The 22385-nt window shown below is 64.8% G+C and carries 17 protein-coding genes and 1 other RNA gene; 3 read left to right on the top strand and 15 right to left on the bottom strand.

Going from position 1 to position 22385, the window contains the following annotated elements; genetic code table 11:
* Nucleotides 1-5: 5 nt before the first annotated feature.
* The 7 genes from LZ012_RS06735 to aroG form a co-directional block, all read right to left on the bottom strand.
* Entirely contained in the window at nucleotides 6-1307 is a 1302-nt protein-coding gene (locus LZ012_RS06735) for a cytochrome b (RefSeq protein WP_420839479.1), read from the bottom strand.
* A 3-nt stretch (nucleotides 1308-1310) separates the two neighbouring features.
* Nucleotides 1311-1907 carry a ubiquinol-cytochrome c reductase iron-sulfur subunit gene (gene petA, locus LZ012_RS06730; RefSeq protein WP_275708905.1) on the bottom strand — a complete coding sequence of 199 codons (597 nt, stop codon included), beginning with the start codon at nucleotides 1905-1907 and terminating at the stop codon, nucleotides 1311-1313.
* 82 nt (nucleotides 1908-1989) lie between these two features.
* Nucleotides 1990-2589 carry a recombination mediator RecR gene (gene recR / locus LZ012_RS06725; RefSeq protein WP_275708902.1) on the bottom strand — a complete coding sequence of 200 codons (600 nt, stop codon included), beginning with the start codon at nucleotides 2587-2589 and terminating at the stop codon, nucleotides 1990-1992.
* Between the two features lie 4 nt (nucleotides 2590-2593).
* A complete protein-coding gene (locus LZ012_RS06720; protein ID WP_275708900.1) occupies nucleotides 2594-2917 on the bottom strand; it encodes a YbaB/EbfC family nucleoid-associated protein in 324 nt (107 codons plus the stop codon).
* Between the two features lie 13 nt (nucleotides 2918-2930).
* Nucleotides 2931-4565 carry a DNA polymerase III subunit gamma/tau gene (gene dnaX / locus LZ012_RS06715; RefSeq protein ID WP_275708898.1) on the bottom strand — a complete coding sequence of 545 codons (1635 nt, stop codon included), beginning with the start codon at nucleotides 4563-4565 and terminating at the stop codon, nucleotides 2931-2933.
* A 29-nt stretch (nucleotides 4566-4594) separates the two neighbouring features.
* An RNA gene (gene ffs, locus LZ012_RS06710) (signal recognition particle sRNA small type) lies at nucleotides 4595-4693 on the bottom strand.
* A 78-nt stretch (nucleotides 4694-4771) separates the two neighbouring features.
* Nucleotides 4772-5878: a 3-deoxy-7-phosphoheptulonate synthase AroG gene (aroG, locus tag LZ012_RS06705; protein ID WP_275708895.1), complete on the bottom strand. Its 1107-nt coding sequence runs from the start codon at nucleotides 5876-5878 to the stop codon at nucleotides 4772-4774.
* Between the two features lie 39 nt (nucleotides 5879-5917).
* Between aroG and LZ012_RS06700 the strand changes: the two genes are divergently transcribed.
* Entirely contained in the window at nucleotides 5918-7024 is a 1107-nt protein-coding gene (locus tag LZ012_RS06700; protein ID WP_275708893.1) for a PA0069 family radical SAM protein, read from the top strand.
* On the opposite strand, the gene LZ012_RS06695 is transcribed toward LZ012_RS06700, so the two are convergent.
* The 5 genes from LZ012_RS06695 to LZ012_RS06675 all read right to left on the bottom strand — a co-directional run bounded on the left by LZ012_RS06695 (nucleotide 7025) and on the right by LZ012_RS06675 (nucleotide 14716).
* Nucleotides 7025-7807 carry a type IV pili methyl-accepting chemotaxis transducer N-terminal domain-containing protein gene (locus LZ012_RS06695; RefSeq protein WP_275708891.1) on the bottom strand — a complete coding sequence of 261 codons (783 nt, stop codon included), beginning with the start codon at nucleotides 7805-7807 and terminating at the stop codon, nucleotides 7025-7027.
* Between the two features lie 98 nt (nucleotides 7808-7905).
* Entirely contained in the window at nucleotides 7906-8532 is a 627-nt protein-coding gene (locus LZ012_RS06690; RefSeq protein WP_275708888.1) for a c-type cytochrome, read from the bottom strand.
* A gap of 23 nt (nucleotides 8533-8555) precedes the next feature.
* Nucleotides 8556-10001: a metalloprotease TldD gene (gene tldD / locus LZ012_RS06685; RefSeq protein ID WP_275708885.1), complete on the bottom strand. Its 1446-nt coding sequence runs from the start codon at nucleotides 9999-10001 to the stop codon at nucleotides 8556-8558.
* A 9-nt stretch (nucleotides 10002-10010) separates the two neighbouring features.
* On the bottom strand, nucleotides 10011-10820 hold the full coding sequence (locus tag LZ012_RS06680; protein ID WP_275708883.1) for a carbon-nitrogen hydrolase family protein: 810 nt from the start codon (nucleotides 10818-10820) through the stop codon (nucleotides 10011-10013).
* Complete coding sequence (locus tag LZ012_RS06675; protein ID WP_275708881.1) at nucleotides 10817-14716, bottom strand: YhdP family protein; 3900 nt, start codon at nucleotides 14714-14716, stop codon at nucleotides 10817-10819. Before LZ012_RS06675 ends, LZ012_RS06680 begins: the two co-directional genes overlap by 4 nt.
* A gap of 104 nt (nucleotides 14717-14820) precedes the next feature.
* On the opposite strand from LZ012_RS06675, the gene glnE reads away from it, so the two are divergent.
* Nucleotides 14821-17520 carry a bifunctional [glutamate--ammonia ligase]-adenylyl-L-tyrosine phosphorylase/[glutamate--ammonia-ligase] adenylyltransferase gene (gene glnE / locus LZ012_RS06670; RefSeq protein WP_275708879.1) on the top strand — a complete coding sequence of 900 codons (2700 nt, stop codon included), beginning with the start codon at nucleotides 14821-14823 and terminating at the stop codon, nucleotides 17518-17520.
* Between the two features lie 88 nt (nucleotides 17521-17608).
* Here glnE and LZ012_RS06665 read toward each other — a convergent pair whose 3' ends face one another.
* The 3 genes from LZ012_RS06665 to LZ012_RS06655 all read right to left on the bottom strand — a co-directional run bounded on the left by LZ012_RS06665 (nucleotide 17609) and on the right by LZ012_RS06655 (nucleotide 20196).
* A complete protein-coding gene (locus LZ012_RS06665) occupies nucleotides 17609-17917 on the bottom strand; it encodes a hypothetical protein (protein ID WP_275708877.1) in 309 nt (102 codons plus the stop codon).
* 205 nt (nucleotides 17918-18122) lie between these two features.
* Nucleotides 18123-18755 (bottom strand): response regulator, encoded by a 633-nt coding sequence (locus LZ012_RS06660; RefSeq protein ID WP_275708875.1) that lies wholly within the window; start codon nucleotides 18753-18755, stop codon nucleotides 18123-18125.
* On the bottom strand, nucleotides 18739-20196 hold the full coding sequence (locus LZ012_RS06655; RefSeq protein WP_275708873.1) for a cache domain-containing protein: 1458 nt from the start codon (nucleotides 20194-20196) through the stop codon (nucleotides 18739-18741). Before LZ012_RS06655 ends, LZ012_RS06660 begins: the two co-directional genes overlap by 17 nt.
* Before the next feature lie 115 nt (nucleotides 20197-20311).
* Between LZ012_RS06655 and LZ012_RS06650 the strand changes: the two genes are divergently transcribed.
* Complete coding sequence (locus LZ012_RS06650; protein ID WP_275708870.1) at nucleotides 20312-22378, top strand: carbon starvation CstA family protein; 2067 nt, start codon at nucleotides 20312-20314, stop codon at nucleotides 22376-22378.
* The last annotated feature ends 7 nt before the right edge of the window (nucleotides 22379-22385 follow it).

Raw genomic sequence — 22385 nt, 5'->3', positions numbered from 1 at the left:
TCCTCTCACTTGAACGTCACACGGTCCGGGACCGGGCTGAACTTGTCCATCCGTGACCACCACGGCATGCCGAGGAAGAATCCGAAGTAGAACACCGAACAAATCTGCGAAACCAGTTCACCCATCGGCGACGGCGACAGGGTGCCGAGATAGCCAAGGATGAAGAAGCAGATGACGAAGATGGTCAGCAGGGTCTTGTAGATCGGGCCGCGGTAGCGGATCGACTTGACCGGGCTGCGATCGAGCCAGGGCAGGAAGGCGAAGATGACGACCGAAGCACCCATGGCGACCACGCCCCAGAACTTGGCATCAAGACCGAACAGCGGATAGGTCACGGCGCGCAGGATCGAGTAGAACGGGGTGAAGTACCAGACCGGAGCAATGTGCGGCGGGGTCTTCAGCGGGTCGGCCGGATAGAAGTTCGGCGTTTCGAGGAAGTAGCCGCCACCTTCCGGTGCCCAGAACATCACGGCGGAGAAGACCATCAGGAAGACGATCACGCCGACGATGTCCTTGACTGTGTAGTACGGGTGGAACGGGATACCGTCGCGCGGAATGCCGTTTTCGTCCTTGTTGGCCTTGATTTCGACACCGTCCGGATTGTTGGAGCCGGTTTCGTGCAGGGCCAGCACGTGAGCAGCGACCAGACCGATCAGGACGAGCGGGAAGGCGATCACGTGGAAGGAGAAGAAGCGGTTCAGCGTTGCATCACCGACGACGAAGTCGCCGCGGATGATGATGGACAGGTCCGGCCCGATGATGGGGATGGCGGAGAACAGGTTGACGATAACCTGGGCTCCCCAGAAGGACATCTGCCCCCACGGCAGCAGGTAGCCGAAGAAGGCTTCGCCCATCAGGCACAGGAAGATGCCGACGCCGAACAGCCAGGTCAGTTCACGCGGTTTGCGATAGGAACCGTAGAGCAGGCCACGGAACATGTGCATGTAAACCACGATGAAGAAGGCCGAGGCACCGGTCGAGTGCATGTAGCGGATCAGCCAGCCGCCCGGCACGTCGCGCATGATGTACTCGACGGAGGCGAAGGCAACCGGCACGCCGTTGGCGTTGACCGCGGCATCCGGCTTGTAGTGCATAACCAGGAAGATGCCGGTGACGATCTGGATGACCAGAACGAGCAGGGCCAGGGAGCCGAAGAAGTACCAGAAATTGAAGTTCTTCGGGGCGTAGTATTCGGACAGGTGACCCTTCCACATGGAAGTTGCCGGGAAGCGGGCGTCGAGCCACTCCAGGGCATTACCGGCCAGCGAACCGTCGGACTTGTATTTTTCGAAATTGCCAGCAGCCATTTCTTATGCTCCCTTCTTGTCTTCGCCGATCAGGATGCGGGTATCGGCCATGTAGAAGTGCGGCGGCACTTCGAGGTTGGTCGGAGCAGGCTTCGACTTGTACACGCGACCGGCGAAGTCGAAGGTCGAACCGTGGCAGGGGCACAGGAAGCCGCCCAGCCATTCGCCCGGCATGCCTTCTTCGGCGCCCTTCTTGAATTTTTGCGACGGCGAGCAGCCGAGGTGGGTGCAGATACCGACGACGACCATGATTTCCGGCTTGATGGAGCGGGTATCGTTCTTGGCGTAAGCCGGCTGCTGGTTCTTTTCGGACTTCGGGTCAGCGACCGCGTCGGCCAGCTTGGGCAGGGTGTCCAGCATGTCCTTGGTGCGGTTGATGATCCACACCGGCTTGCCGCGCCACTCGACGGTCATCATCTGACCCGGTTCGAGTTTGCTGATATCGACTTCGACCGGAGCGCCTGCTGCCTTGGCGCGTTCGGAAGGAAGCAAGCTGGAGACGAACGGCACAAGCGCGGCAACCGCACCTGCCCCGCCCACGGCTGCGGTCGCGACGACCAGACGCCGCCGTCCGCAGTCCACTTTTCCTTGATTGCTCATTACGCTGACCCCTAAAGGAATTGGATGGGATAAAAATAAACGCTCAATTATACGACAAGGGAACCGTCGTTAAAAGACGCTGTCACCCAGAACAGCTCTTTCGCTCGCGCAAAGCCTGCGCCAGCGTACCGCTGTCGACATATTCCAACTCCCCGCCAACCGGCACACCGCGGGCGATCCGGGTGACACCAACCCCCTTGGGCTTGAGCATCGCGGTGATGTAATGCGCAGTCGCCTCGCCCTCGTTGGTGTAGTTGGTGGCCAGGATGACCTCCTTGACCACGCCGTCGAGCGCCCGCGCCATCAGGCGATCGAGACCGAGTTCGCGCGGACCGACGCCATCGAGCGGCGAAATGCGGCCCATCAGGACGTAGTACAACCCCTGATAGCTCAGGGTCTGCTCCATCATGTTCATGTCGACCGGCGTCTCGACCACGCACAGGACGCTCGGGTCGCGGCGCGGCGACAGGCAGCGCTCGCAGACTTCAGCTTCGGAAAAGGTATTGCAGCGCTGGCAATGGCGAATCGCCTGCAGCGCGTGCTGCACCGCATCGCCCAGGCGCTGAGCACCGGAACGATCGCGTTGCAGCAGATGGTAGGCCATGCGCTGCGCCGATTTCGGCCCGACTCCGGGCAGGCAACGCAAGGCCTCGATCAGCGAATCGAGCGCTGAAGGATTCACCGAATCAGAACGGCAGCTTGAATCCGGGCGGCAGATTGAGGCCGGCCGTAAAGCCCGCCATCTTTTCCTTGCTCAGCGCCTCGCCGCGGCGCACGGCGTCGTTCAGGGCGGCAGCGACCAGATCTTCGAGCATTTCGCGATCGTCCATCACCGACGGATCGATGCTGACCCGGCGCACTTCGTGGGCACAGGTCATCACCACCTTGACCATGCCAGCCCCGGACTGCCCCTCGACTTCGAGCTGGGCCAGCTGATCCTGGGCCTTCTTCATGTTTTCCTGCATTGCCTGCGCCTGCTTCATCAGGCCACCCAAGCCACCCTTCATCATGTTCATTTCTCCGTTAGACGATTGGTTTGATTGATGTTTGTACGACGGACGCTCCCAGGGTGTCGATCGCGTCGCGAACGAATCCATCCTGAGCGATCGCGCTCTCCGCTCTTTCCTGCTGCTCTTGGCGCTGCTTGCCTACCGTCGCGGCCGGCGTATCGACCTCGTTTTCGCCCAGCTCAATGCGCAACTGCACCGGGCGGCCGAGATATTCGGCCAGCGCCTGCTGCAGGCGCTCGGGATTGGGCTTCATCTGCAGATGCGCCTGCTTGGGCGACAGGCGGAGCAGGCATTGGCCGTCGGTCAGTTGGCGCAACTCGCAATTCTGGGCCAACTCGCGGGCCAGGCCACTGATAGCCAGCGCGGCAACGATCTGGTGCCAGTCGCTTTCGCCCGCCGCGGCCGGAACCCGAGGGGCGGCAGCGGGTGCAACTTCGGGTCGCGCCTGGACCGGCGCCGAAACGGGCGGCTGAGCAGCTTGTACTGGCGGGCTCGGCGGCCGGGCGGCAGGCGCCAGGTGGGCACGACTGCGCGCGGCAACCGAACCGACCACATCGGCCACCGTGCTCGGACGGAAAGCATGCAGGCGGAGCAGGGTCATGACAAAACCCGAATATTCATCCGGCGCGCTGGCCAGCTCGGTCCGCCCAACATTGACGATCTGGTAGGCCAGCTGCACAAACTCAGGAGAAAACGCCTCGGCCAGCGCCTGAATGCGCTCCTTTTCCGGCTCGTCGTCATCGATGGCCGCCGGCACCCACTGTATGATTTGGATGCGCGTCAGCAAGGCCCCCAGCTCCTGCAAGGCCGCCGAGAACGACAGGCTGCGCACGCCCATGTCGGTCGCCACCTGCAGCAGCGCAGCGCCTTCGCCGGCTTGCAAGGCTTCGAGAATAGCAAGCAGGAAATCCTGATCAACCGTGCCGAGCATGCCGCGGACCTGCGCCTCCTCGACCTTGCCGGCGCCGTGGGCGATAGCCTGATCGAGCAAGGACAAGGCGTCGCGCATGCTGCCGGCCGCCGAACGGGCGACCAGTGACAGCGCCGGCATGTCGTAGGGAACGCCTTCAGCTTGCAGGATGTGGGCAAGATGCCCGGTGATGGCCACCGCCGGCATCTGCTTCAGATTGAACTGCAGGCAGCGCGACAGCACGGTGACGGGAATTTTCTGCGGGTCGGTCGTCGCCAGGATGAACTTGACGTGCTCCGGCGGCTCTTCCAGGGTCTTCAACATGGCGTTGAAGGCCGAATTGGACAGCATGTGGACTTCGTCGATCACATAGACCTTGAAGCGGCCGCGCGTCGGGGCATAGACGGCGTTCTCGAGCAACTGCCGCATTTCGTCGACACGGGTATTGGTCGCCGCATCGACCTCGAGCAGATCGACGAAACGACCGCTGTCGATTTCCTGGCAGGCGGAACATTGGCCGCACGGGGTAGCCGTGATGCCGGTCTCGCAATTCAGCGACTTGGCGAGAATACGCGCGATGGTCGTCTTGCCGACGCCGCGGGTGCCGGTAAATAGATAGGCATGGTGCAGGCGTTGTTCGGCAAGGGCGTGCGACAAGGCGCGCACCACATGCTCCTGCCCAACCAGCGTCGAAAAATTGCGCGGCCGCCACTTGCGCGCAAGAACCTGATAACTCATGCGCCCCACACCCACGGAGAAAAAATGAAAATGGCGAGCCTAACCCCCGGCACTTGCAGTTAATGGCTGTGGCTGCTTCCTTCCGGACCTGACCAGGTTCACCACCCTGCAATGCGGGGAGACCCGCCGTTGCGAATTCTAACACAGCCCTTCCGCCCCAGACGGCGAAAGCTGGAATTAAGTTGCCGCCCGGCAAGCGGCGGAAACTACTCCGCCGCCTCGGCCACCCGACGGGCACGCACGGCGGCTGCCAGCTTTTCCATGACTGCGACGCTGTCGTCCCAGTTGATGCAAGCATCGGTGATGCTCTGGCCGTAGACCAGCGGCATGTCCGGCGACAGATCCTGGCGGCCTTCGACCAGATGCGACTCGACCATGACCCCGACAATGCGCTCTTCGCCGCCGGCGATCTGCTCGGCGACGCTGTCGCAGACTTCTATTTGCAGCTTGAACTGCTTGCGGCTGTTGCCGTGCGAGAAATCGACCATCAGGCGGGCGGCGAGGCCGGCCTTGGCGATTTCCTGGCAGGCGGCGTCGACGCTCGGTGCATCGTAGTTCGGCTCCTTGCCGCCGCGCAGGATGACGTGGCAGTCCTCGTTGCCCATGGTGGACACGATTGCGGTGTGACCGGACTTGGTGACCGACAGGAAATGGTGCGGCGAATTGGCCGAACGGATGGCGTCGACGGCGATGCGCATGTTGCCGTCGGTGCCGTTCTTGAACCCGACCGGGCAGGACAGCCCGGAGGCCAGTTCGCGATGCACCTGCGACTCGGTGGTGCGGGCGCCGATGGCGCCCCAGGCGATCAGGTCAGCCGTGTATTGCGGCGTGATGGTATCGAGGAACTCGGTAGCACACGGCAAGTCCAACTCGTTCACTTCGAGCAGGATGCGGCGCGCCAGGCGCAGGCCTTCGTTGATGCGGAAAGTGTTGTCGAGGCGCGGATCGTTGATCAGCCCCTTCCAGCCCACCGTGGTGCGCGGCTTTTCGAAATAGACGCGCATGACGACGATGAGGTCTTCGGCAAAGCGCTCGGCCTCCTTCGCCAGCTTCTTGGCGTAATCCATCGCCAGGTCGTAGTCGTGGATCGAGCACGGGCCGATGACGACCAGCAGGCGGTCGTCAGCGCCATGCAGCACACGATGGATGGCCTGGCGGGCGGTATAGGTGGTCTGCGCGGCACGACTGGACACCGGGTATTCGCGGAAGACGTGGGCCGGCGGCACCAGTTCCTTGATTTCCTTGATGCGAACATCGTCGGTATTCGGCTTGCTCGTTTGCGTGCTGTGCGGCGTCGTCATGACCAGACCCATTCAAAAATTGCTGAAAACCAGTCATTCTACCGGATGTCCATGGATGATTTCGACCCCGCACCCTCGCCGGAAATCAATGCCCGCCCCGTGAAGGGACGCGGCGCGGTGGGCAACGTCGATCACCGCTTCACGAACGAAACGCGCCGGGCCGTCGATGACGGCTGGCAACAGGCCGAACCGTCGCTGCCGCAAACCCGCCTGCACGTCGACAGCGCCAAAAGCATCATCAGCCGCAACGATTCGCCCGATCTCGGTTTCGACCAGTCGCTGAACCCCTATCGCGGTTGCGAGCACGGCTGCATCTATTGCTACGCCCGCCCAACGCATGCTTGGCTCGGCCTGTCGCCGGGACTCGATTTCGAAACGCAGATATTCGCCAAGCCTGACGCGCCGCGCCTGCTGCGCGAGGAGTTGGCCAAACCGGGCTACGTCTGCTCGACCATCGCCCTCGGCACGGCAACCGATGCCTACCAGCCGTTCGAACGCAAGGAAAAGCTGACCCGCGCCATCCTGCAAGTGATGCTGGAAACCCGGCACCCGGTCAGCGTCGTCACCAAATCGTCGCTGATTGTGCGCGACATCGACCTGTGGGCCGAGCTGGCCGGCCAGAAACTGTCGCATGCGGCCATTTCGCTGACCACGCTGGACGGTCCGCTGGCGCGCCAACTCGAACCGCGGGCCAGCGCGCCGCACGCCCGCCTGGAGGCGATGGGCGAACTGGCGGCGGCCGGCATTCCGGCCACCGCCCTGATCGCGCCGCTGATTCCCGGCATCAACGACCACGAACTGGAAAAGCTGCTCGCCGCCGCCAAGGAGCATGGCGCGAGCAGTGCGCGCTATACGGTGCTGCGCCTGCCGTACGAAGTTGCGCCCCTCTTCCGCGACTGGCTGAACTGGCATGCGCCGGAAAAAGCCGCCCGCGTCATGTCGGTGCTCTACGATCTGCGCGGACAACGCGCCAATGACCCGAATTTTGGCAGCCGGATGACGGGGCTCGGTCATTATGCCGAACTGCTGCGCCAGCGCTTCGCCCTGGCCTGCCGGCGCCTAGCGCTAAATCACGACTGGCCGCAACTCGATACCACGCGTTTCGTCCCGCCGCCCGCCGGCGACGCGCGCGCAACGCGGCAACTCAGCCTGTTCTGATTATTTCGGCAGCTTTTCGTACAGGCCGACGACGCCTTCCATTTCTTCCAGGATGCGTTCGCTGGTCGTCGCCACCGCAGTCTGCGGACGCTTGTCGCCCCCGACTTTCTGGCCGAGCGCGTTCTCGAAGAAGAACCACTGCTGCTTGACCAGCTCCAGGGTGTCCTTGATCTGCTGGGTATTGGCCGGGGCCGAACCCAGTTCCTTCAGGGCCTCGGCGAACTCCTTGCGCGCCTTGTCGAGATTGGTCGCGCTGCTCGCGTCGGCCACGCCCCAGGCCGTCGCCTGGTAGAACTTGGCCATGCGCTGGGCCAGCATGCGCTGGCGCCCCGACAGGTTGACCAGACGGCCGGCGGTGGAGGACGACTGCTTCTCGAGCTGAACGGTGCCTTGCTGGGCGAGGGCCAGCACTTCATCCGACAGCGCCAGTACCTTGCGGCCGCCGTCCTGCGACGGTGCCTTGCCGACCAGCACATCCTTGTAGGTCAGCCACGATTTTTCCAGATTGACGTAGGTCGTCTTGATTTCCGGGGTCGGCGCATAGTTCTTCAGCTCGACGAGCTGACGGTCGAAAGCAGCGACCGAGTTGTCGAGTACCTTCTTGCTGCGCTCGATATCGACTTCCTGGCCGATCTGGAAATATGCCTTGGCCATGCGCTGGGAGAGCATGCGCTGGCGCCCCGCCTTATTGATGGCGGCATTGATGTCGCTTATTTGAGCGAGCGCGCCTTCACTGGCCAGACCGAGAAAAAAAACGAGGCAAACACCCAGAAAAGTCTTCAAGAAGACCTCCGCAAAAAAGAGGGACGATCCTGAAGACTAGCGGCTACGCAAAACGTTCCACCATGATATGCATCAACAACGCTACCTGCGAAACTGAATCAGGGCAGCTGGGCCAGATAGTTGGCGACGGCCGTCACGTCTTCGTTCTTGAGGGGGGCCGTGGCGATGGTCATCAGCTTGTTGTTGCGGATGCCCGTACCATCACGGTAGCGAGTGATAGTCGATTGCAGGTAAGGCAGTTTCTGGCCGGCGAGGCGCGGATACAACTCGCCGCCGCGCGCCTGTTCGCCGTGGCAGCGCACGCACAGCTTGGCGAACAATTCCTTGCCCCGGGCGGCCTGCGCCACGTCGGCCTTGGCCGGCGGAACCTGCTCGCTGGCGTAGAACAGGGCGATCTGCAGGCGGTCGTCATCCTTGAGCACCTTGATCAGCCCTTCCATGAACTGGTCCTTGCGCTCGCCGGCGCCGAACTTGCGAATCTGTTCAAGCAGGTAGGCCGGATTCTGGCCGGCCAGGTTGGGCACTTCCGGCGACTTGCTGATGCCGGTTTCGCCATGGCAGTTGGCGCAGAAGAACGAAGCCTTGCGCCCGGCCTCGGCAGCCGCCTTCATGGCCGCCGGATCGCCCTGTATGGTTTTCAGACGTTCCTGTGCCGATGGTTGAGCCAGCGCCGAAGCGCTTGCCAGAAGAAAACCAGACGCGATGAGAAATAGCCGCACGAGCATTACCCCTACCAAAGAAGTGGTAATTATGCAGTACCCCCAACCGTCAGTCCATCGATACGCAAGGTTGGCTGGCCGACGCCGACCGGCACGCTCTGGCCGTCCTTGCCGCAGGTGCCGACGCCGGGGTCGAGCTTCAGGTCGTTGCCGATCATCGAGACGCGGGTCAGCGCATCCGGACCGTTGCCGATCAGCGTGGCGCCCTTGATCGGACGCGTCACCTTGCCGTCCTCGATCAGGTAGGCCTCGCTCATCGAGAAAACGAACTTGCCGCTGGTGATGTCGACCTGGCCACCGCCGAAATTGGCTGCGTAGATGCCCTTCTTGACCGACTGGATGATTTCCTGAGGGTCATGCTGGCCGGCCAGCATCATGGTGTTGGTCATGCGCGGCAGCGGCAGGTGAGCGAAGGATTCGCGGCGCCCGTTGCCGGTCGGCGCGACGCCCATCAGGCGGGCGTTCAGGCTGTCCTGCATGTAGCCCTTGAGGATGCCGTCCTCGATCAGCACATTGCGCTGGGTCGGGTTGCCCTCGTCGTCGAAATTCAGCGAACCGCGCCGGTCGTTGATGGTGCCGTCGTCGATGACGGTGACGCCCTTGGCCGCCACGCGCTGGCCGATGCGGCCGCTGAAGGCGGAGCTGCCCTTGCGGTTGAAATCACCTTCCAGGCCGTGGCCGACCGCTTCGTGGAGCAGGATGCCCGGCCAGCCGGAACCGAGGACGACCGTCATCTGGCCGGCCGGGGCCGGTTCGGCATGCAGGTTGACCACCGCCTGATGCACGGCCTCCTTGGCGTAGCGTTGCAGGATTTCGTCGTCGAAATAGCCGAAGTCGAAACGCCCGCCGCCGCCGGCGCCGCCCTGCTCGCGCTTGCCGTTTTCCTCGACGATGACCGATACCGAACAACGGACCAGCGGCCGCACATCGGCGGCCAGCCGGCCGTCCGAGCCGGCAACCAGGATCACCTCGTATTCGCCGGCCAGCGAGGCCATGACCTGCACGACGCGCGGGTCGATGGCCCGGGCGTAGCCTTCCAGGCGTTCGAGCAGCTTGACCTTGGCGTCGGCCGGCAGCGAGGCGATGGGATCGTGCGGCACGTACAGCGAGCGGCTGGCCTTGATGGCCTGCAAGGCGGGCAGCGTGCCTGAATGCCCGGCGGCAGCGATGGCCCGCACAGCATTGGCCGCATCGCCGAGCGCTTGGGAACTGATATCGTCGGAATAGGCGAAGGCCGTCTTCTCGCCGGAAATGGCGCGCACGCCGACGCCCTGGTCGATGTTGAAGCTGCCCGACTTGACGATGCCCTCATCCAGGCTCCAGGCCTCGGAACGGGAATACTGGAAATAGAGGTCGGCATAGTCGACCTGGTTTTTCATGATTTGTCCGAAGGTCCGCGACAAATCCCCCTCGGTCAGCGAAAAGGGGGTGAGCAGCAGGGACTCGGCTTGCGCCAGGGCAGTCGGTTGGGTCATGAAGCTTCCTTACAGTTTGCGATGGGCGAGGGCCGGCAGGCTCTCGCGGATTTCGGCGATGCGGTGGTGGTCGAGATCGGCGATGACGACGCCCGGCCCCTTGGCCTTGCGGTCGACAATCTCGCCCCACGGATCGATGATCATGCTGTTGCCGTGCGTTTCACGGCCGCTCTCGTGCCGCCCTCCCTGTCCGACCGCCAGCAGGTAGCATTGGTTCTCGATGGCGCGGGCACGGAGCAGGATTTCCCAGTGCGCGCGGCCGGTCGTTTCGGTGAAGGCGGCCGGCACCAGGATCAGATCGACCGGCGCCAGCGCCCGGTACAGCTCGGGGAAACGCAGGTCGTAGCAGATCGACAGGGCGACCTTGCCGAACGGCGTGTCGACGGCAACCGGTTGGTCGCCGGCTTCGATGAAACTGGCTTCATCGTAGGCCTCGTCGCCCTTGCGGAAACCGAACAGGTGCACCTTGTCGTAGCGCGCCACGCACTGGCCGGACGGATCGAAAACCAGGCTGGCGTTGCGCATCTTGTCAGGCGTCGAAGCGGCCAGCGGGATGGTCCCGGCAAACAGCCAGATGCCATGCCGACGTGCGGTTTCTTCCAGCCAGGCCTGGATCGGCCCGGCGCCGAAGGTTTCCCGGGCGCGGACGCGGTCGGCATCGGCGGCGCCGATAACTGGGAAATACTCGGGCAGGACGACCAGTTGTGCGCCCTGCGCCACGGCGTCGGCAACCAGGCGTGCCGCCGTTTCCAGGTTGTCCGCCACACGCGGCCCGGAGACCATCTGCACGGCGGCGATCCGGCAATTCTGCTTGCTCACGGCTTGTCTTCCTCTTCGCTCTTCGGTTTCACTTCCTGCGCCGACTCGCCGGCCTTGTCCACCTTGGGATCGGCCCACGTTCCGGTGACATGATAGCGGTAGCTGAACAAGCGGTTGATGGGATTGTTCGGCATCACCGTGTTGGCCAGCAGCGCCGCCGCGCCGACCACCGGATTGACCAGCACCGCGCCGACGGCGGCGACGTTGCCGATTTCCGGGCGGACGACGACCTGCAGATTCTGCGTTTCGGCCTTGAGGTCGGTTTCGCCCTGCATTTCGATGCGCGCGGCTGGCCCCTTGATGCGCAAGGGTTCGATGGTGCGCATGACCCCCTTGGTGATCGAGAATTTGCCGTCGATACTGTCGAAAGCCAGGCCATCGCTGAAGATGTCGCGGAAATCCAGGGTCAGGCGGCGCGGCAGCGATTGCAGCGAGATCAGGCCGAGCAGTTTGCCGACCCCGGGCTCCAGCTTGTTGAACTGGCCTTTCTCGGCCTCGACGGCCAAGCGGCCGGTCAGCGTCGGGTAGTGGATGCCGGTCAGCGGACCGCTCCATTGCAGGTCGCCGGTCAATTTGGCTGTGCCGCGGCGTACCGCGTCGGCGTAGCCCAGGCGGTCGAGCAGCTTGCCGACATCCTTGGCCGTCAATTCGAAGTCGAGCCGGGTCTGGTGGCGGCCATTGTTGATCCACACCCCCTTGCCCTTCAAGGCGCCATCCGGGTTCTGCAAATTGAGCGTATCAAGGTTCCACGCCCCCCTGTCGTTGCGTGCCTTCAACTCCAGCTTGCCCAGCGCCTTGTCGCCGATGTGCAGGTCGTCCACCGACAGGCTCATGCCGGGCAGCGTATTGATCAGCGTCGTGCTGCCTTCGCTCACTTCCGCCGCCGGGCGTAGCAGCAGGCGCTTGAAATTGCCCTCGACCCAGCCTTCGCCGGCGCTCTTCCAGAATACGTCGCCGACCGCTTCGCGCGTATTGAGGCCGATCTGCCAGCCGTTGTCGCGCGGCCGCAGCGTCGTGTCGACATTGCTGAAATCACGCTCGAAAACACGCAGCGACGGGGTTTTCAACGTGACGAGGCTGAGTGCCAGTCCGCCCTGATCCCCCCCTCCGCCGCCCCCGCCGGTGGCGCCGTCCGGCAGATAGTTTTTCCACAGGTCGGCATCGATGCGCGGCGCCGCCACGCGGACCGCCAGGCCCTTGTCCGGCAAGCGGGGTTCGGCGTCGCCGACGGCGAACACACCGCGCTCCCAGTTCTCCCCCCGGCGGACGACAATGCCCTGGCCGACCTTGCCCAGCGTGATCCGGTACTGCTCGCGCAGGGCGTCCGGATTGGTCCGTTCGATGCGCAGCGGCAGCGCCATGGTCGACGTCTTGTTCAAGGGCTCAGGCAAGGGCGAACTGACGCCGACCAGGTCCGACTCGACCACCACCTCGGCATTGCGCTTGCGGATGGCGATGTCGGCCTTCCATCCGGCACTGCCGGTCAGGTGGTTGATCAGCGGCCAGCCGAAGTAACCGCTCACCTCCTTGATCTGCGCCGTCCCGGCGGCCTGTACCGCTACCTTGTCGCCGACGCTGCGGACCTGCACCTTGAGCGGCCCGCCGAACACCCGGCCGGCGATGTCCTGGGCCGTCGCGCTGTTCTCGGTCAGTTGTAGGCGGCCATTGACCTGGGTCAGCGGCGGCAGGCCGGCCAGTGGCTGCAGCTGGTTGTTCTGGAAGCGGTAATCGCCGCGCATCTTGGTATCCTGCGCGTGGCGCAAGGGAATATCGAGTTCCAGATTCAGGCTGCCGTTGCCGGCGGCCTTCATGCCGTTGGTGAAATGGTCGATGGTCTCGGCGATCGGGCTCTGCTCGATGAAACGCAGGAATTCGCTGGTCGGCCCCTGAGCCAGGCCGCGCACCAGCAGCATTTCCTCGTGCGACTCGAAATCCGGAATCTGGACATGCACGCCGGACAGGCTGGCGCCGAGGATGCGCCCCTTGCTGGCGACGATGCGCATACCAGTGTCAAAACTCATGTCGGCCGCAATGCCGTCGATGGCCGGCCAGCCCGGCACGTAATCGACCTTGGCGTCGGCCGCCCTGGCGGTAACCAGGAACTTGCCGCCCTTGCCGTCGCGGAAGGGGAAGTCCTGCAGCTTGCCTTTGAGAATCAGCTTGCCGTCGTAGCCGTGCCCGGCGACGATGCCACGCCTGATCCAGGCGCGCGCCTCGGCATTGACGACATGCGGCATGTAGCGCCAGACGGCGGTCGCCTCGGCCCGGTCAACCTTGGCAGTCAGGTCGATTTCCCCCGGCCCGTCGCCGGTATAGCGATAGACACCCTGCGCCGATCCGGCCGCATCCGGCCCGGCGAATTCCAGCTTGTCGAGGCGGATATCGGTGGCCCCGGCCGTGTTTTTCCAGCTTGCCTTGGCCTTCAGGGCGGTCAGCGCAATATGCGGCTCGGGGAAAATGGCCGGCAGGGAGAGCGCTGACTTGCCCGAATCGACGACCAGGTCGCCGCTCTTCTCGTTCACATCGACCGTGCCGGACAGCCCCTCGGCGCCGGGGAAATAGCCGCCTGGCTCGAGCCCGAGTTCATGGAAGCCGGCCTTCAGGCTGTAGCGCTGCAGCGTTTCGCCATCCAGCGTCCATCCCGCCCGCAATTCGGCGATACGCCCTTGCGGCTTGTGCTTGTCGAGCAATTCCCGGCTCTTCGGATCGAGCGGCATGTACGCGGCGAGCTTGGCGAGCACTGCCAGATCGAGAAAACTGGCGCTGGCATTGCCCTGGACGACGGCAGTTTGCGGATTCTGGCGCCATTCCAGCTTGAAGTCGGTGGGCGCGACACGCACGCCATCCTGGGTCAGCAATTCGACCTTGTGCCCGGCCAGCGCCCATTCGTCGGCCTTGTAGCGCCCTTCCAGACGGCCGCGCATGCTGGCCAGGTCGAGTTCGGGCAATTTGCGCCCGAGGCGGATGCGCAGTTCCTCGAGCGCCACATCGGCCGTCAGCTTGCCGGCGCCATCGTCGAGGTCGCCCCACACGCGCAGGGCGCCCCGTCCTTGCGGCAGCAGCACCGGATAATCGAACCACGCCCGCCAGCCGGCGAGGTCGGCATAGTCCAGCTCGACGAAGATCTTGCCGGTCAGGTGTTCCAATGCATCGCCTAGGTCGCCCTTGACCTCGCCGCGGATGTCCACCCGCGCCGCCAGCTTGTCCGGCGGTGCTGCCGACAGGCCGAAGAGATGGCGCCGACCGCTGTTGTCGAGCGCGAACTGCAGGTCTTCGAGAACCAGCGGCGGCGCGTTGCGCAGGCGGTCATCCCAGACGATGGTGGCGTCGCGGATACGGATGCGCTTCTGTTCGAGCACCCACTCGGCGAAGGCCGGGTCGCTCTCGCCTTCGGTATCCATGCCAGCGACGGTGAGCTTGCCGGTGGTTTCGCGGCGAACGTGGAGGACCGGCCCGTCGAAAGCGAGCAGTGCCAGGGTCGGACGCATACGCAGCAGGCTCTGCCAGGACAGCACGCCTTCGACACGGGACAGCGAAAAGGCCGGCATGCCCTGGCGGTCGGCGACCACCACGTCGTCGAGCACCAGATCCGGATTCAGCCCCTCCCAGCGCGCCTCGATGCGGCCGATGCTGACCGGCTGGCCGACCGCCTTGCTGGCCGCTTGTTCGATCTGGGCGCGGTAGTCGGCGACCTTGGGCAGCACCGCATAGCGCAGGCCAAGGACCAAGGCGGTGAACAGCAACCAGCCGACGAACAGCAGCCAGCCGCCCCAGCGCAGGCCGCGGGCGACCGCGGGCTTGGCCAGGACAGGCCACAGCCAGTGCAGACGGTGATAGACCGCAGCACGAGTATCCGGCGATATGACACCGGAACGGCGGCTCAACGGCTCATTCACCGGCGGATCCGTTTTGCCTTTGGGGGTTATAGCTCACTACAATCAGCAATTCGCCAAAACCTGCATTCTATCCTTTTCGGCCTGCGCGCCGCCCGAACATCATCATGGACACACTGCCCGATCCCCGCTGGCAAGCCGCCCTCGACCACAGCCGCTACCTGAGCAATCTGCTCTATGCGCGCCCCGAGCTCATTCCCGAACTGGCAGCGACGTGGCAGCAGCCGCTGAGCGAGGAATTGCTGATGGTGCCGCTGCGCCGCGATTTCACCGACGACGATGCGCTGCGCTCTGCGCTGCGCTGCCTGCGCCACCGGGCGATGGCGCATCTCGTGCTGCGCGACCTGTGCGGCCAGGCGCCGCTGGCCGAAATCGTGGAGAGCATGACCCTGCTCGCCGACGTCACCACCAACTTCGCACTCGACTACTATCATCGGCAGCTCGCCGACAGCTACGGCGAGCCGCTCGACAGCCAGAGCCGCCCACAGCGCCTGCTGGTTATCGGCATGGGCAAGCTTGGCGGCCGCGAGCTGAACGTGTCGTCCGACGTCGATTACATCTTCATCTACCCGGAAGAAGGCGATACCGCCGGCCCGAAAAAGAGCATCGAGAATTACGATTTCTTCAACCGGCTCGGCAAACGGCTGATTGGCGCCCTCGGTGACCTGACGGCCGACGGCCAGGTTTTCCGGGTCGACATGCGCCTGCGCCCGAACGGCGATTCCGGCCCGCTGGTCTGCTCGCTCGACGCGCTGGAAAACTACTTCATCACCCAGGGCCGCGAATGGGAGCGCTACGCCTGGATCAAGGGGCGCGCCATGAACGCCGGCGCAAACCTGCAGCCGGAATGGGTCACCGCGATGCAGAAGATCGCCCGCCCCTTTGTCTTCCGCAAGTATCTCGATTTCGGCGCCATCAACGCCATGCGCGACCTGCACGCGCAGATCCGCCGCGAAGTGGCGCGCAAGGACATGGCCGACCACATCAAGCTGGGTCCGGGCGGCATCCGCGAAATCGAGTTCATGGCCCAGGTCTTCCAGCTCATCCGCGGCGGGCGCGACCCCGCCCTGCAGATCCGCCCTACCCTCGCCGTCCTCGCCCTGCTCGCTGAGCGCAAGCTGATCCCGGCCGACACCGAGCGTGAACTGCACGATGCTTACGTTTTCCTGCGCCGGCTGGAACATCGCCTGCAGTACGTCGAGGACAAGCAGACGCACATGCTGCCCGACACGCCGGCGGAGCGCGAGAAGATCGCCCTGAGCATGGGCTTTGCCGACTGGAACGCCCTGCAGGCCGTGCTTGGCAAGCATCGCGAAATCGTCAGCCGGCATTTCGAGGCAGTGTTTTCCGACCCGGAAGCCGGCGAACACCCCCTGATCGGCCTGTGGCTCGGCCAGACCGACCCGGACACCGCCATCGAAAGCCTGGGCAATCTCGGTTTCCGCCACCCCGCCGAGGCCATCGCCCGCCTGACCGACCTGCGCGCGTCCAACCGCTACCAGCAATTGCCGGCGGCCAACCGTGCGCGGCTCGATGCCGTCGGCCCGCGCCTGATCGAGGCCGCCGGCGCAACGAGCGATCCTGACATCACCCTGGTGCGCGGCCTGAGCTTCCTCGAAGGCATTGCCCGGCGCGGCGCCTATCTGGCCCTGCTGCAGCAATATCCGATGGCCCTGCGCCGGGTCGCCGACATGATGTGCGCGTCGAACTGGGCGGCCGACTATCTGAACCGCTATCCGCTGCTCCTCGACGAGCTGCTCGACCCGCGCCTTTACGAAATCGCCACCGACTGGACCGGCTTCCGCGAAAGCCTGCGCGACAACCTGGCCCAGCACGCCGGCGACACCGAGCGCGAAATGGACATCCTGCGCGAAGTGCATCACGCCCAGGTCTTCCGGCTGCTGGCGCAGGACCTGGCCGGTCTGCAGACCATCGAGCGGCTGTCCGACCACCTGACCGAACTGGCCGACACCATCGTCCAGGAAACCCTGCCGCTGTGCTGGCAGACCATTAAGAAGCGGCACTGCACCAGCCCGAAATTCGCCGTCATCGGCTACGGCAAGATGGGCGGCAAGGAACTCGGCTACGCGTCCGACCTCGACCTGGTCTACCTGTACGACGACGATGACCAGGAAGCCGCCGAGCATTACACCCGGCTGAGCCAGCGGCTGAGCACCTGGCTGTCGAGCCAGACGCCGGCCGGCATCCTGTTCGAGACCGACCTGCGCCTGCGCCCCAACGGCGACTCCGGCCTGCTCGCCGTGTCGGTCGATGCCTTCCGCGACTACCAGCTGAAGAACGCCTGGGTGTGGGAACATCAGGCCCTGACCCGCGCCCGCTTCTGTGCAGGCGACCCCGCGGTCGGCCGCCGCTTCGAGGAAATCCGCATTGAAATCCTGCGCCAGCCGCGCGACCTGGCGACGCTGCGCGACGAAGTGGTCGCCATGCGGCAGAAAATGTATGACGCGCACGCCCTTAACAGCGCCACCGACTTCGCGCTGAAACACGACCCGGGCGGCATCATCGACGTCGAATTCATCGTCCAGTACCTCATTCTCGGCTATGCCCACCACCACGCCGAACTGACCGGCAATCTCGGCAATATCGCTCTCTTGCGCATTGCCGGCGAACTGGGGCTGATCGATCCGGCGCAGGGCAAGGCGGCCGGCAATGCCTACCGCGAATACCGCCGCCTGCAGCATGCCAAGCGTCTATCCACCACGCCCAAGGCGCCGATTCCGCGCGACGAGGTCGAAGCGCACATCACCGCCGTGCGCGGGCTGTGGCAGGCGGTGCTGGGCGGCTGAGGCATCAACAACGACAAGGGCCGCCTGGGCGCTACGCCAGGCGGCCGGTCATGTTCGGAAAATCAGGGAAGCTCTGCGATCGGGCCGCTCAGCGCCAGTGGCGATGTTCGCCATGGTGCCGATGATGATGCTCGCGCCAGCCGTAGCGCGGTCCCTCATCGTAGTAATAGCCGCTATAGCCATAGGACGGAACGACGACGCGCGGGACGTAAACCGGCGGTGGCGGCGGCGCATAGACTACCCGTGGCGGGGCGTAATAAACGGCCGGCGGCGGGGCATAGTAGGCGGGGTAACCCGCTTGGACACTGATGCCGACGTTCGGGCCATGCGCGTGTGCGGCGGACAATAGCCCGGCCGACAGGGCCAGGCCGAGCAGAACAGCTCGGAGAGTTTTCATGATCGGTCTCCTTTTGCGACAGATGTGGCAGATGCCTATACCGATTAGAACGCGCGAAGCGGCATGTGGTTGTCCGTCTTAACAATTGGAAACAAAAAGGCCGCGGCTGCGGCGCCATGAAAAAGCCGCTTTTCGGCGGCGGCGCGGGCTTCCCGCCGTTTTTTACAGGTCTGCGGTGTGCACCGGCACGCGCTGGCCTCGGCGGCTAGGCCTGCTCCCAGGCCCGGCTGAAGGCGTACTTGAGCAGGGCGCTGGTCCCTTCGATGCCGACCTTGCGCTTGATGTTCAGACGATGGGTTTCGACCGTACGCACGCTCATCCCGAGCTGGGCGGCGATCTGCTTGTTGTTGGCCCCTTCGGCGAGGATGGCGAGTACTTCCTTCTCGCGGTGGGTAAGCAGCGCCGGGGCGGCGGCTGGTGAAGCGAGCGGCAGCACGCCGGACGAGTAGTAGCTGCCGCCGGCGAGTACCGCCTCGATGGCGGCGAACAGCTCGGTGGCCGGCGCGTCCTTGAGCACGTAGGCGCGCGCCCCGGCGGCCATCGCCTTGGCGACGTACTCCGGGCTGTCATACATGGTCAGCACCACCAGTCGAGTGGGCAGGTCGCCGCCGGCGAGGCGGCCGATCAGGTCGAGGCCACTTTCGCCGCGCAAGCCAATGTCGATCAGCGCCAGATCCGGTCTTTGATCGCGGATCAGTTGTTCACCGGCCTGGGCGTCGCCGGCTTCGCCGATGACGCTCAGCCCGGGCAGCGATTCGATACAGATGCGCACCCCGTCGCGGACGAAGGGATGATCGTCGACGATCGCGACGCGGATGGTTTCAGGCTGGGTCGTCATGGTTTTCCTTGGTGCCGTGAGGCGGGGCGAAGAGCGGGACGGCCACCCGTATTTCCGTCCCCTGCGGGCCGGAGGCGATGGTCAGCGCGCCGCGCAGCGCGACGGCCCGTTCGCGCATGTTGTGCAGGCCGATGCCGTCGCTGGCGCCAGGCGTATCGGTGGCGAAACCGTGTCCATCATCGATCAGGCTCAGGCTCAGTTCGTGGGCATTCTGCTCGGTGACGATGCGCACCGAGGCGGCGCCGGCGTGGCACTCGACATTGCACAACGCCTCCTGGGTGATGCGGAACAACGTGGTGGCGACGGCCGGCGACCACTCGCCGCCGCTCCCGCGGTGCACGACAGACACCGCCAGGCCGGTGCGGCCCGAGAATTCGCGGCCGAGGTGATCGAGGGCGGCGAGCAGGCCGAGGTCGTCGAGGATGGCCGGGCGCAGGGCGTGCGAGATGCGCCGCACCTCGCCCAGGGTCTCGTTGAGCCGGCCGACGCCGCGCTCGAGCAGCGGCGCGGCGGCGGCGACCCGTTCGCTGCCGGCCGTCAGGTGGTTGAAGGCGGATTCGATGAAGAACTTCACCGAGACCAGCATCTGCGTCACGCCGTCGTGCAGTTCGCGCGCCAGCCGGGCGCGCTCCTCTTCCTGCGACGAGACGACCTTGCCGGCCAGTTGGCGCAGCTCGTTTTCGGCCAGGCGATGCTCGCTGATGTTGAGCGCCAGACCGCCCGCGGCGACCAACAGCGCGGCGACCAGCGCGATGCCGGCGACGATGGTCAGATTGGCGTCGATCTGCCGCGCCGATTCCTGCTGCATGCGCTCCAGCGTTTGCGCGACGTCGTCGAGATAGATGCCGGTGCCCAGCATCCAGCCCCAGCGCTCAAGCGCCAGCACGTAGCCCAGTTTCTGTTCGGTGCGATGGGTCGACGGCCGCTCCCACAGATAGGGCACGTAGCCGCCCCCTTCCCTGGCCTTGGCCAGCAGACGCTGGATGGTGGGCACCCCGCTGGCGTCGCGCAATTCCCACAGGTTGCGGCCGACCAGTTCGGGCTGGCGCGGATGCATCAGGTTGTTGCCCTGCATGTCGTAGACGAAGAAGTAGCCGTCCTCGCCGAATTCGAGGCGGGCCAGCACGGCCTTCACCGCGTCCTTGGCCGCCTCGTCGTTACGCCCGCCGTCGTAGATTGGAGCGATCGCCGCCCGCGCCAGCTCGATGTAATGGCGGAGTTCGGCCTCCTTCATGGCATTGAGCACCGGCCCGACGGCGGCGGCTTCCTCGCGAGCCAGGGTTTTCCCTTGGCGCAGGATGGACAGCGCGATGGCGAGGCAGGCGACGACCAGCGGAACGACCGCCAGCAGAAGGATCTTGCGGCGCAGGCGGCGTTCCGGCGCTTCCGGACTACGTGCTAGCGCGTAGTCGTGCTGCGTAGTAACTCGGATTTCTTCCATTCGCCAGTCCTTATACATTTGCCCGAGAGCCAACCTGGGCCGACAGCTAGTGTAGCGGCTGGCGCGCCGGGGCGGACTTAGTAGATTCCATACCATCACAAAAGTGAGGAGACACATGAAAACCATCCAGCGCCAACTCGGCTGGGCGGCCGTTGCCGTTCTCGGGGCCTCTGCCCTCGGCATCGTCGCCCTGCAGCGCGGTGAAAGCATCAACGCCCTGTGGTTGATCATCGCCGCCGTCTGTACCTACCTGATCGCCTACCGTTACTACAGCCTGTTCATCGCCGACCGGGTCATGCAGCTCGACCCGACGCGCATGACGCCGGCCGTGCGCCACAACGACGGCCTCGACTACGTGCCGACCAACAAGTACGTGCTGTTCGGCCACCATTTCGCCGCCATCGCCGGTGCCGGCCCGCTGGTCGGCCCGGTCCTCGCCGCCCAGATGGGCTACCTGCCCGGCATGCTGTGGATCCTGGCCGGCGTCGTATTCGCCGGCGCGGTGCAGGACTTCATGGTCCTCTTCATCTCGACGCGCCGCGACGGGCGCTCGCTGGGCGACCTGGTCAAATCGGAACTGGGCGCCATCCCCGGCGTCATCGCGCTGTTCGGCACCTTCATGATCATGGTCATCATTCTTGCCGTGCTCGCCCTGATCGTGGTCAAGGCCCTGGCCGACTCGCCGTGGGGCACCTTCACCGTCGCCGCCACCATCCCCATCGCCATCCTGATGGGCATCTACAGCCGCTACATCCGTCCGGGCCGCATCGGCGAAATGTCGGTCATCGGCTTCGTTCTGCTCATGGCCTCGATCATCTACGGCGGCGACGTCGCCGCCAGCCCGACCTGGGGCCCGCTGTTCACCTTCGACGGCAAGCAGCTGACCTGGATGCTGATCGGCTACGGCTTCATCGCTTCGGTGCTGCCGGTATGGCTGCTGCTGGCGCCGCGCGACTACCTGTCCACCTTCCTGAAGATCGGCACCATCCTCGGCCTGGCCGTCGGTATCGCCGTCGTCGCGCCCAACCTGCAAATGCCGGCGCTGACCAAGTTCGTCGATGGCAGCGGCCCGGTGTGGGCAGGTAGCCTGTTCCCATTCCTTTTCATCACCATCGCCTGCGGCGCCGTGTCCGGCTTCCATGCGCTGATTTCCTCCGGCACCACGCCGAAGCTGCTCGACAACGAGAAGAATGCCCGCATCATCGGCTACGGCGGCATGCTGATGGAGTCCTTCGTCGCCATCATGGCCCTGGTCGCCGCCTCGGTGATCGATCCGGGCGTTTATTTCGCCATGAACAGCCCGGCCGCCGTCATCGGCAAGACCGCCCAGGACGCCGCCCAGGTCATTTCCCAGTGGGGCTTCGTGGTGACCCCGGAAATGCTGCTGCAAACCGCGCAGGACGTCGGTGAAAACAGCATCATCTCGCGCGCCGGCGGCGCTCCGACCCTGGCCGTCGGCATGGCCCACATCCTGTCCAGCGTCATCGGCGGCAAGACGATGATGGCCTTCTGGTACCACTTCGCCATCCTCTTCGAAGCCCTGTTCATCCTCACCGCCGTTGATGCCGGCACCCGCGCCGGGCGCTTCATGCTGCAGGACCTGCTCGGCACCTTCGTGCCGTCGCTGAAGCGCACCAACTCGCTGGTCGCCAGCCTGATCGCCACCGGCCTGTGCGTCGCCGCCTGGGGCTATTTCCTGTACCAGGGCGTGGTCGACCCGCTGGGCGGCATCAACACCCTGTGGCCGCTATTCGGCATCGCCAACCAGATGCTGGCCGGCGTCGCGCTGATGCTGGGCACCGTCGTGCTGTTCAAGATGAAGCGCCAGCGCTACGCCTGGGTCACCATCGTGCCCACCGTCTGGCTCCTGGCCTGCACGCTGACCGCCGGCTGGCAGAAGGTCTTCCACGAGAACCCGAAGATCGGCTTCCTGGCCGCCGCCAACAAGTACCAGACGGCGCTGGCCGACGGCAAGCTGCTGGCCCCGGCGAAGAGCGTCGAGCAGATGCAGCAGATCGTCCTCAACAACTACATCGATGCCGGCATGGCCATGATGTTCCTGTTCCTGGTGGTCAGCATCCTGTGCTTCGCCGTGCCGGCCTGTATCAGGGCGCTCGGCAAGGGTGAGCGCAGCGACGCCGAGACGCCGTTCGAACCGATGCCCGAAGGGGCGTCGGCTTAAGGCGGCA

Origin of the sequence: Dechloromonas hankyongensis, assembly GCF_022012295.1 — a bacterium.
Classification (GTDB): Bacteria; Pseudomonadota; Gammaproteobacteria; order Burkholderiales; family Rhodocyclaceae; genus Azonexus; species Azonexus hankyongensis.
Note: the sequence above shows the minus strand (reverse complement) of the source record. Positions and strands in the feature narration are given on the sequence as shown.

Excerpts from the sequence above, each read along its gene's own strand:
- LZ012_RS06735 (WP_420839479.1), bottom strand. The coding sequence starts at position 1,307 with ATGGCTGCTGGCAATTTCGAAAAATACAAGTCCGACGGTTCGCTGGCC.
- petA (WP_275708905.1), bottom strand. The coding sequence starts at position 1,907 with ATGAGCAATCAAGGAAAAGTGGACTGCGGACGGCGGCGTCTGGTCGTC.
- LZ012_RS06720 (WP_275708900.1), bottom strand. The coding sequence starts at position 2,917 with ATGATGAAGGGTGGCTTGGGTGGCCTGATGAAGCAGGCGCAGGCAATG.
- dnaX (WP_275708898.1), bottom strand. The coding sequence starts at position 4,565 with ATGAGTTATCAGGTTCTTGCGCGCAAGTGGCGGCCGCGCAATTTTTCG.
- aroG (WP_275708895.1), bottom strand. The coding sequence starts at position 5,878 with ATGGGTCTGGTCATGACGACGCCGCACAGCACGCAAACGAGCAAGCCG.
- LZ012_RS06700 (WP_275708893.1), top strand. The coding sequence starts at position 5,918 with ATGGATGATTTCGACCCCGCACCCTCGCCGGAAATCAATGCCCGCCCC.
- LZ012_RS06690 (WP_275708888.1), bottom strand. The coding sequence starts at position 8,532 with ATGCTCGTGCGGCTATTTCTCATCGCGTCTGGTTTTCTTCTGGCAAGC.
- tldD (WP_275708885.1), bottom strand. The coding sequence starts at position 10,001 with ATGACCCAACCGACTGCCCTGGCGCAAGCCGAGTCCCTGCTGCTCACC.
- glnE (WP_275708879.1), top strand. The coding sequence starts at position 14,821 with ATGGACACACTGCCCGATCCCCGCTGGCAAGCCGCCCTCGACCACAGC.
- LZ012_RS06665 (WP_275708877.1), bottom strand. The coding sequence starts at position 17,917 with ATGAAAACTCTCCGAGCTGTTCTGCTCGGCCTGGCCCTGTCGGCCGGG.
- LZ012_RS06660 (WP_275708875.1), bottom strand. The coding sequence starts at position 18,755 with ATGACGACCCAGCCTGAAACCATCCGCGTCGCGATCGTCGACGATCAT.
- LZ012_RS06655 (WP_275708873.1), bottom strand. The coding sequence starts at position 20,196 with ATGGAAGAAATCCGAGTTACTACGCAGCACGACTACGCGCTAGCACGT.
- LZ012_RS06650 (WP_275708870.1), top strand. The coding sequence starts at position 20,312 with ATGAAAACCATCCAGCGCCAACTCGGCTGGGCGGCCGTTGCCGTTCTC.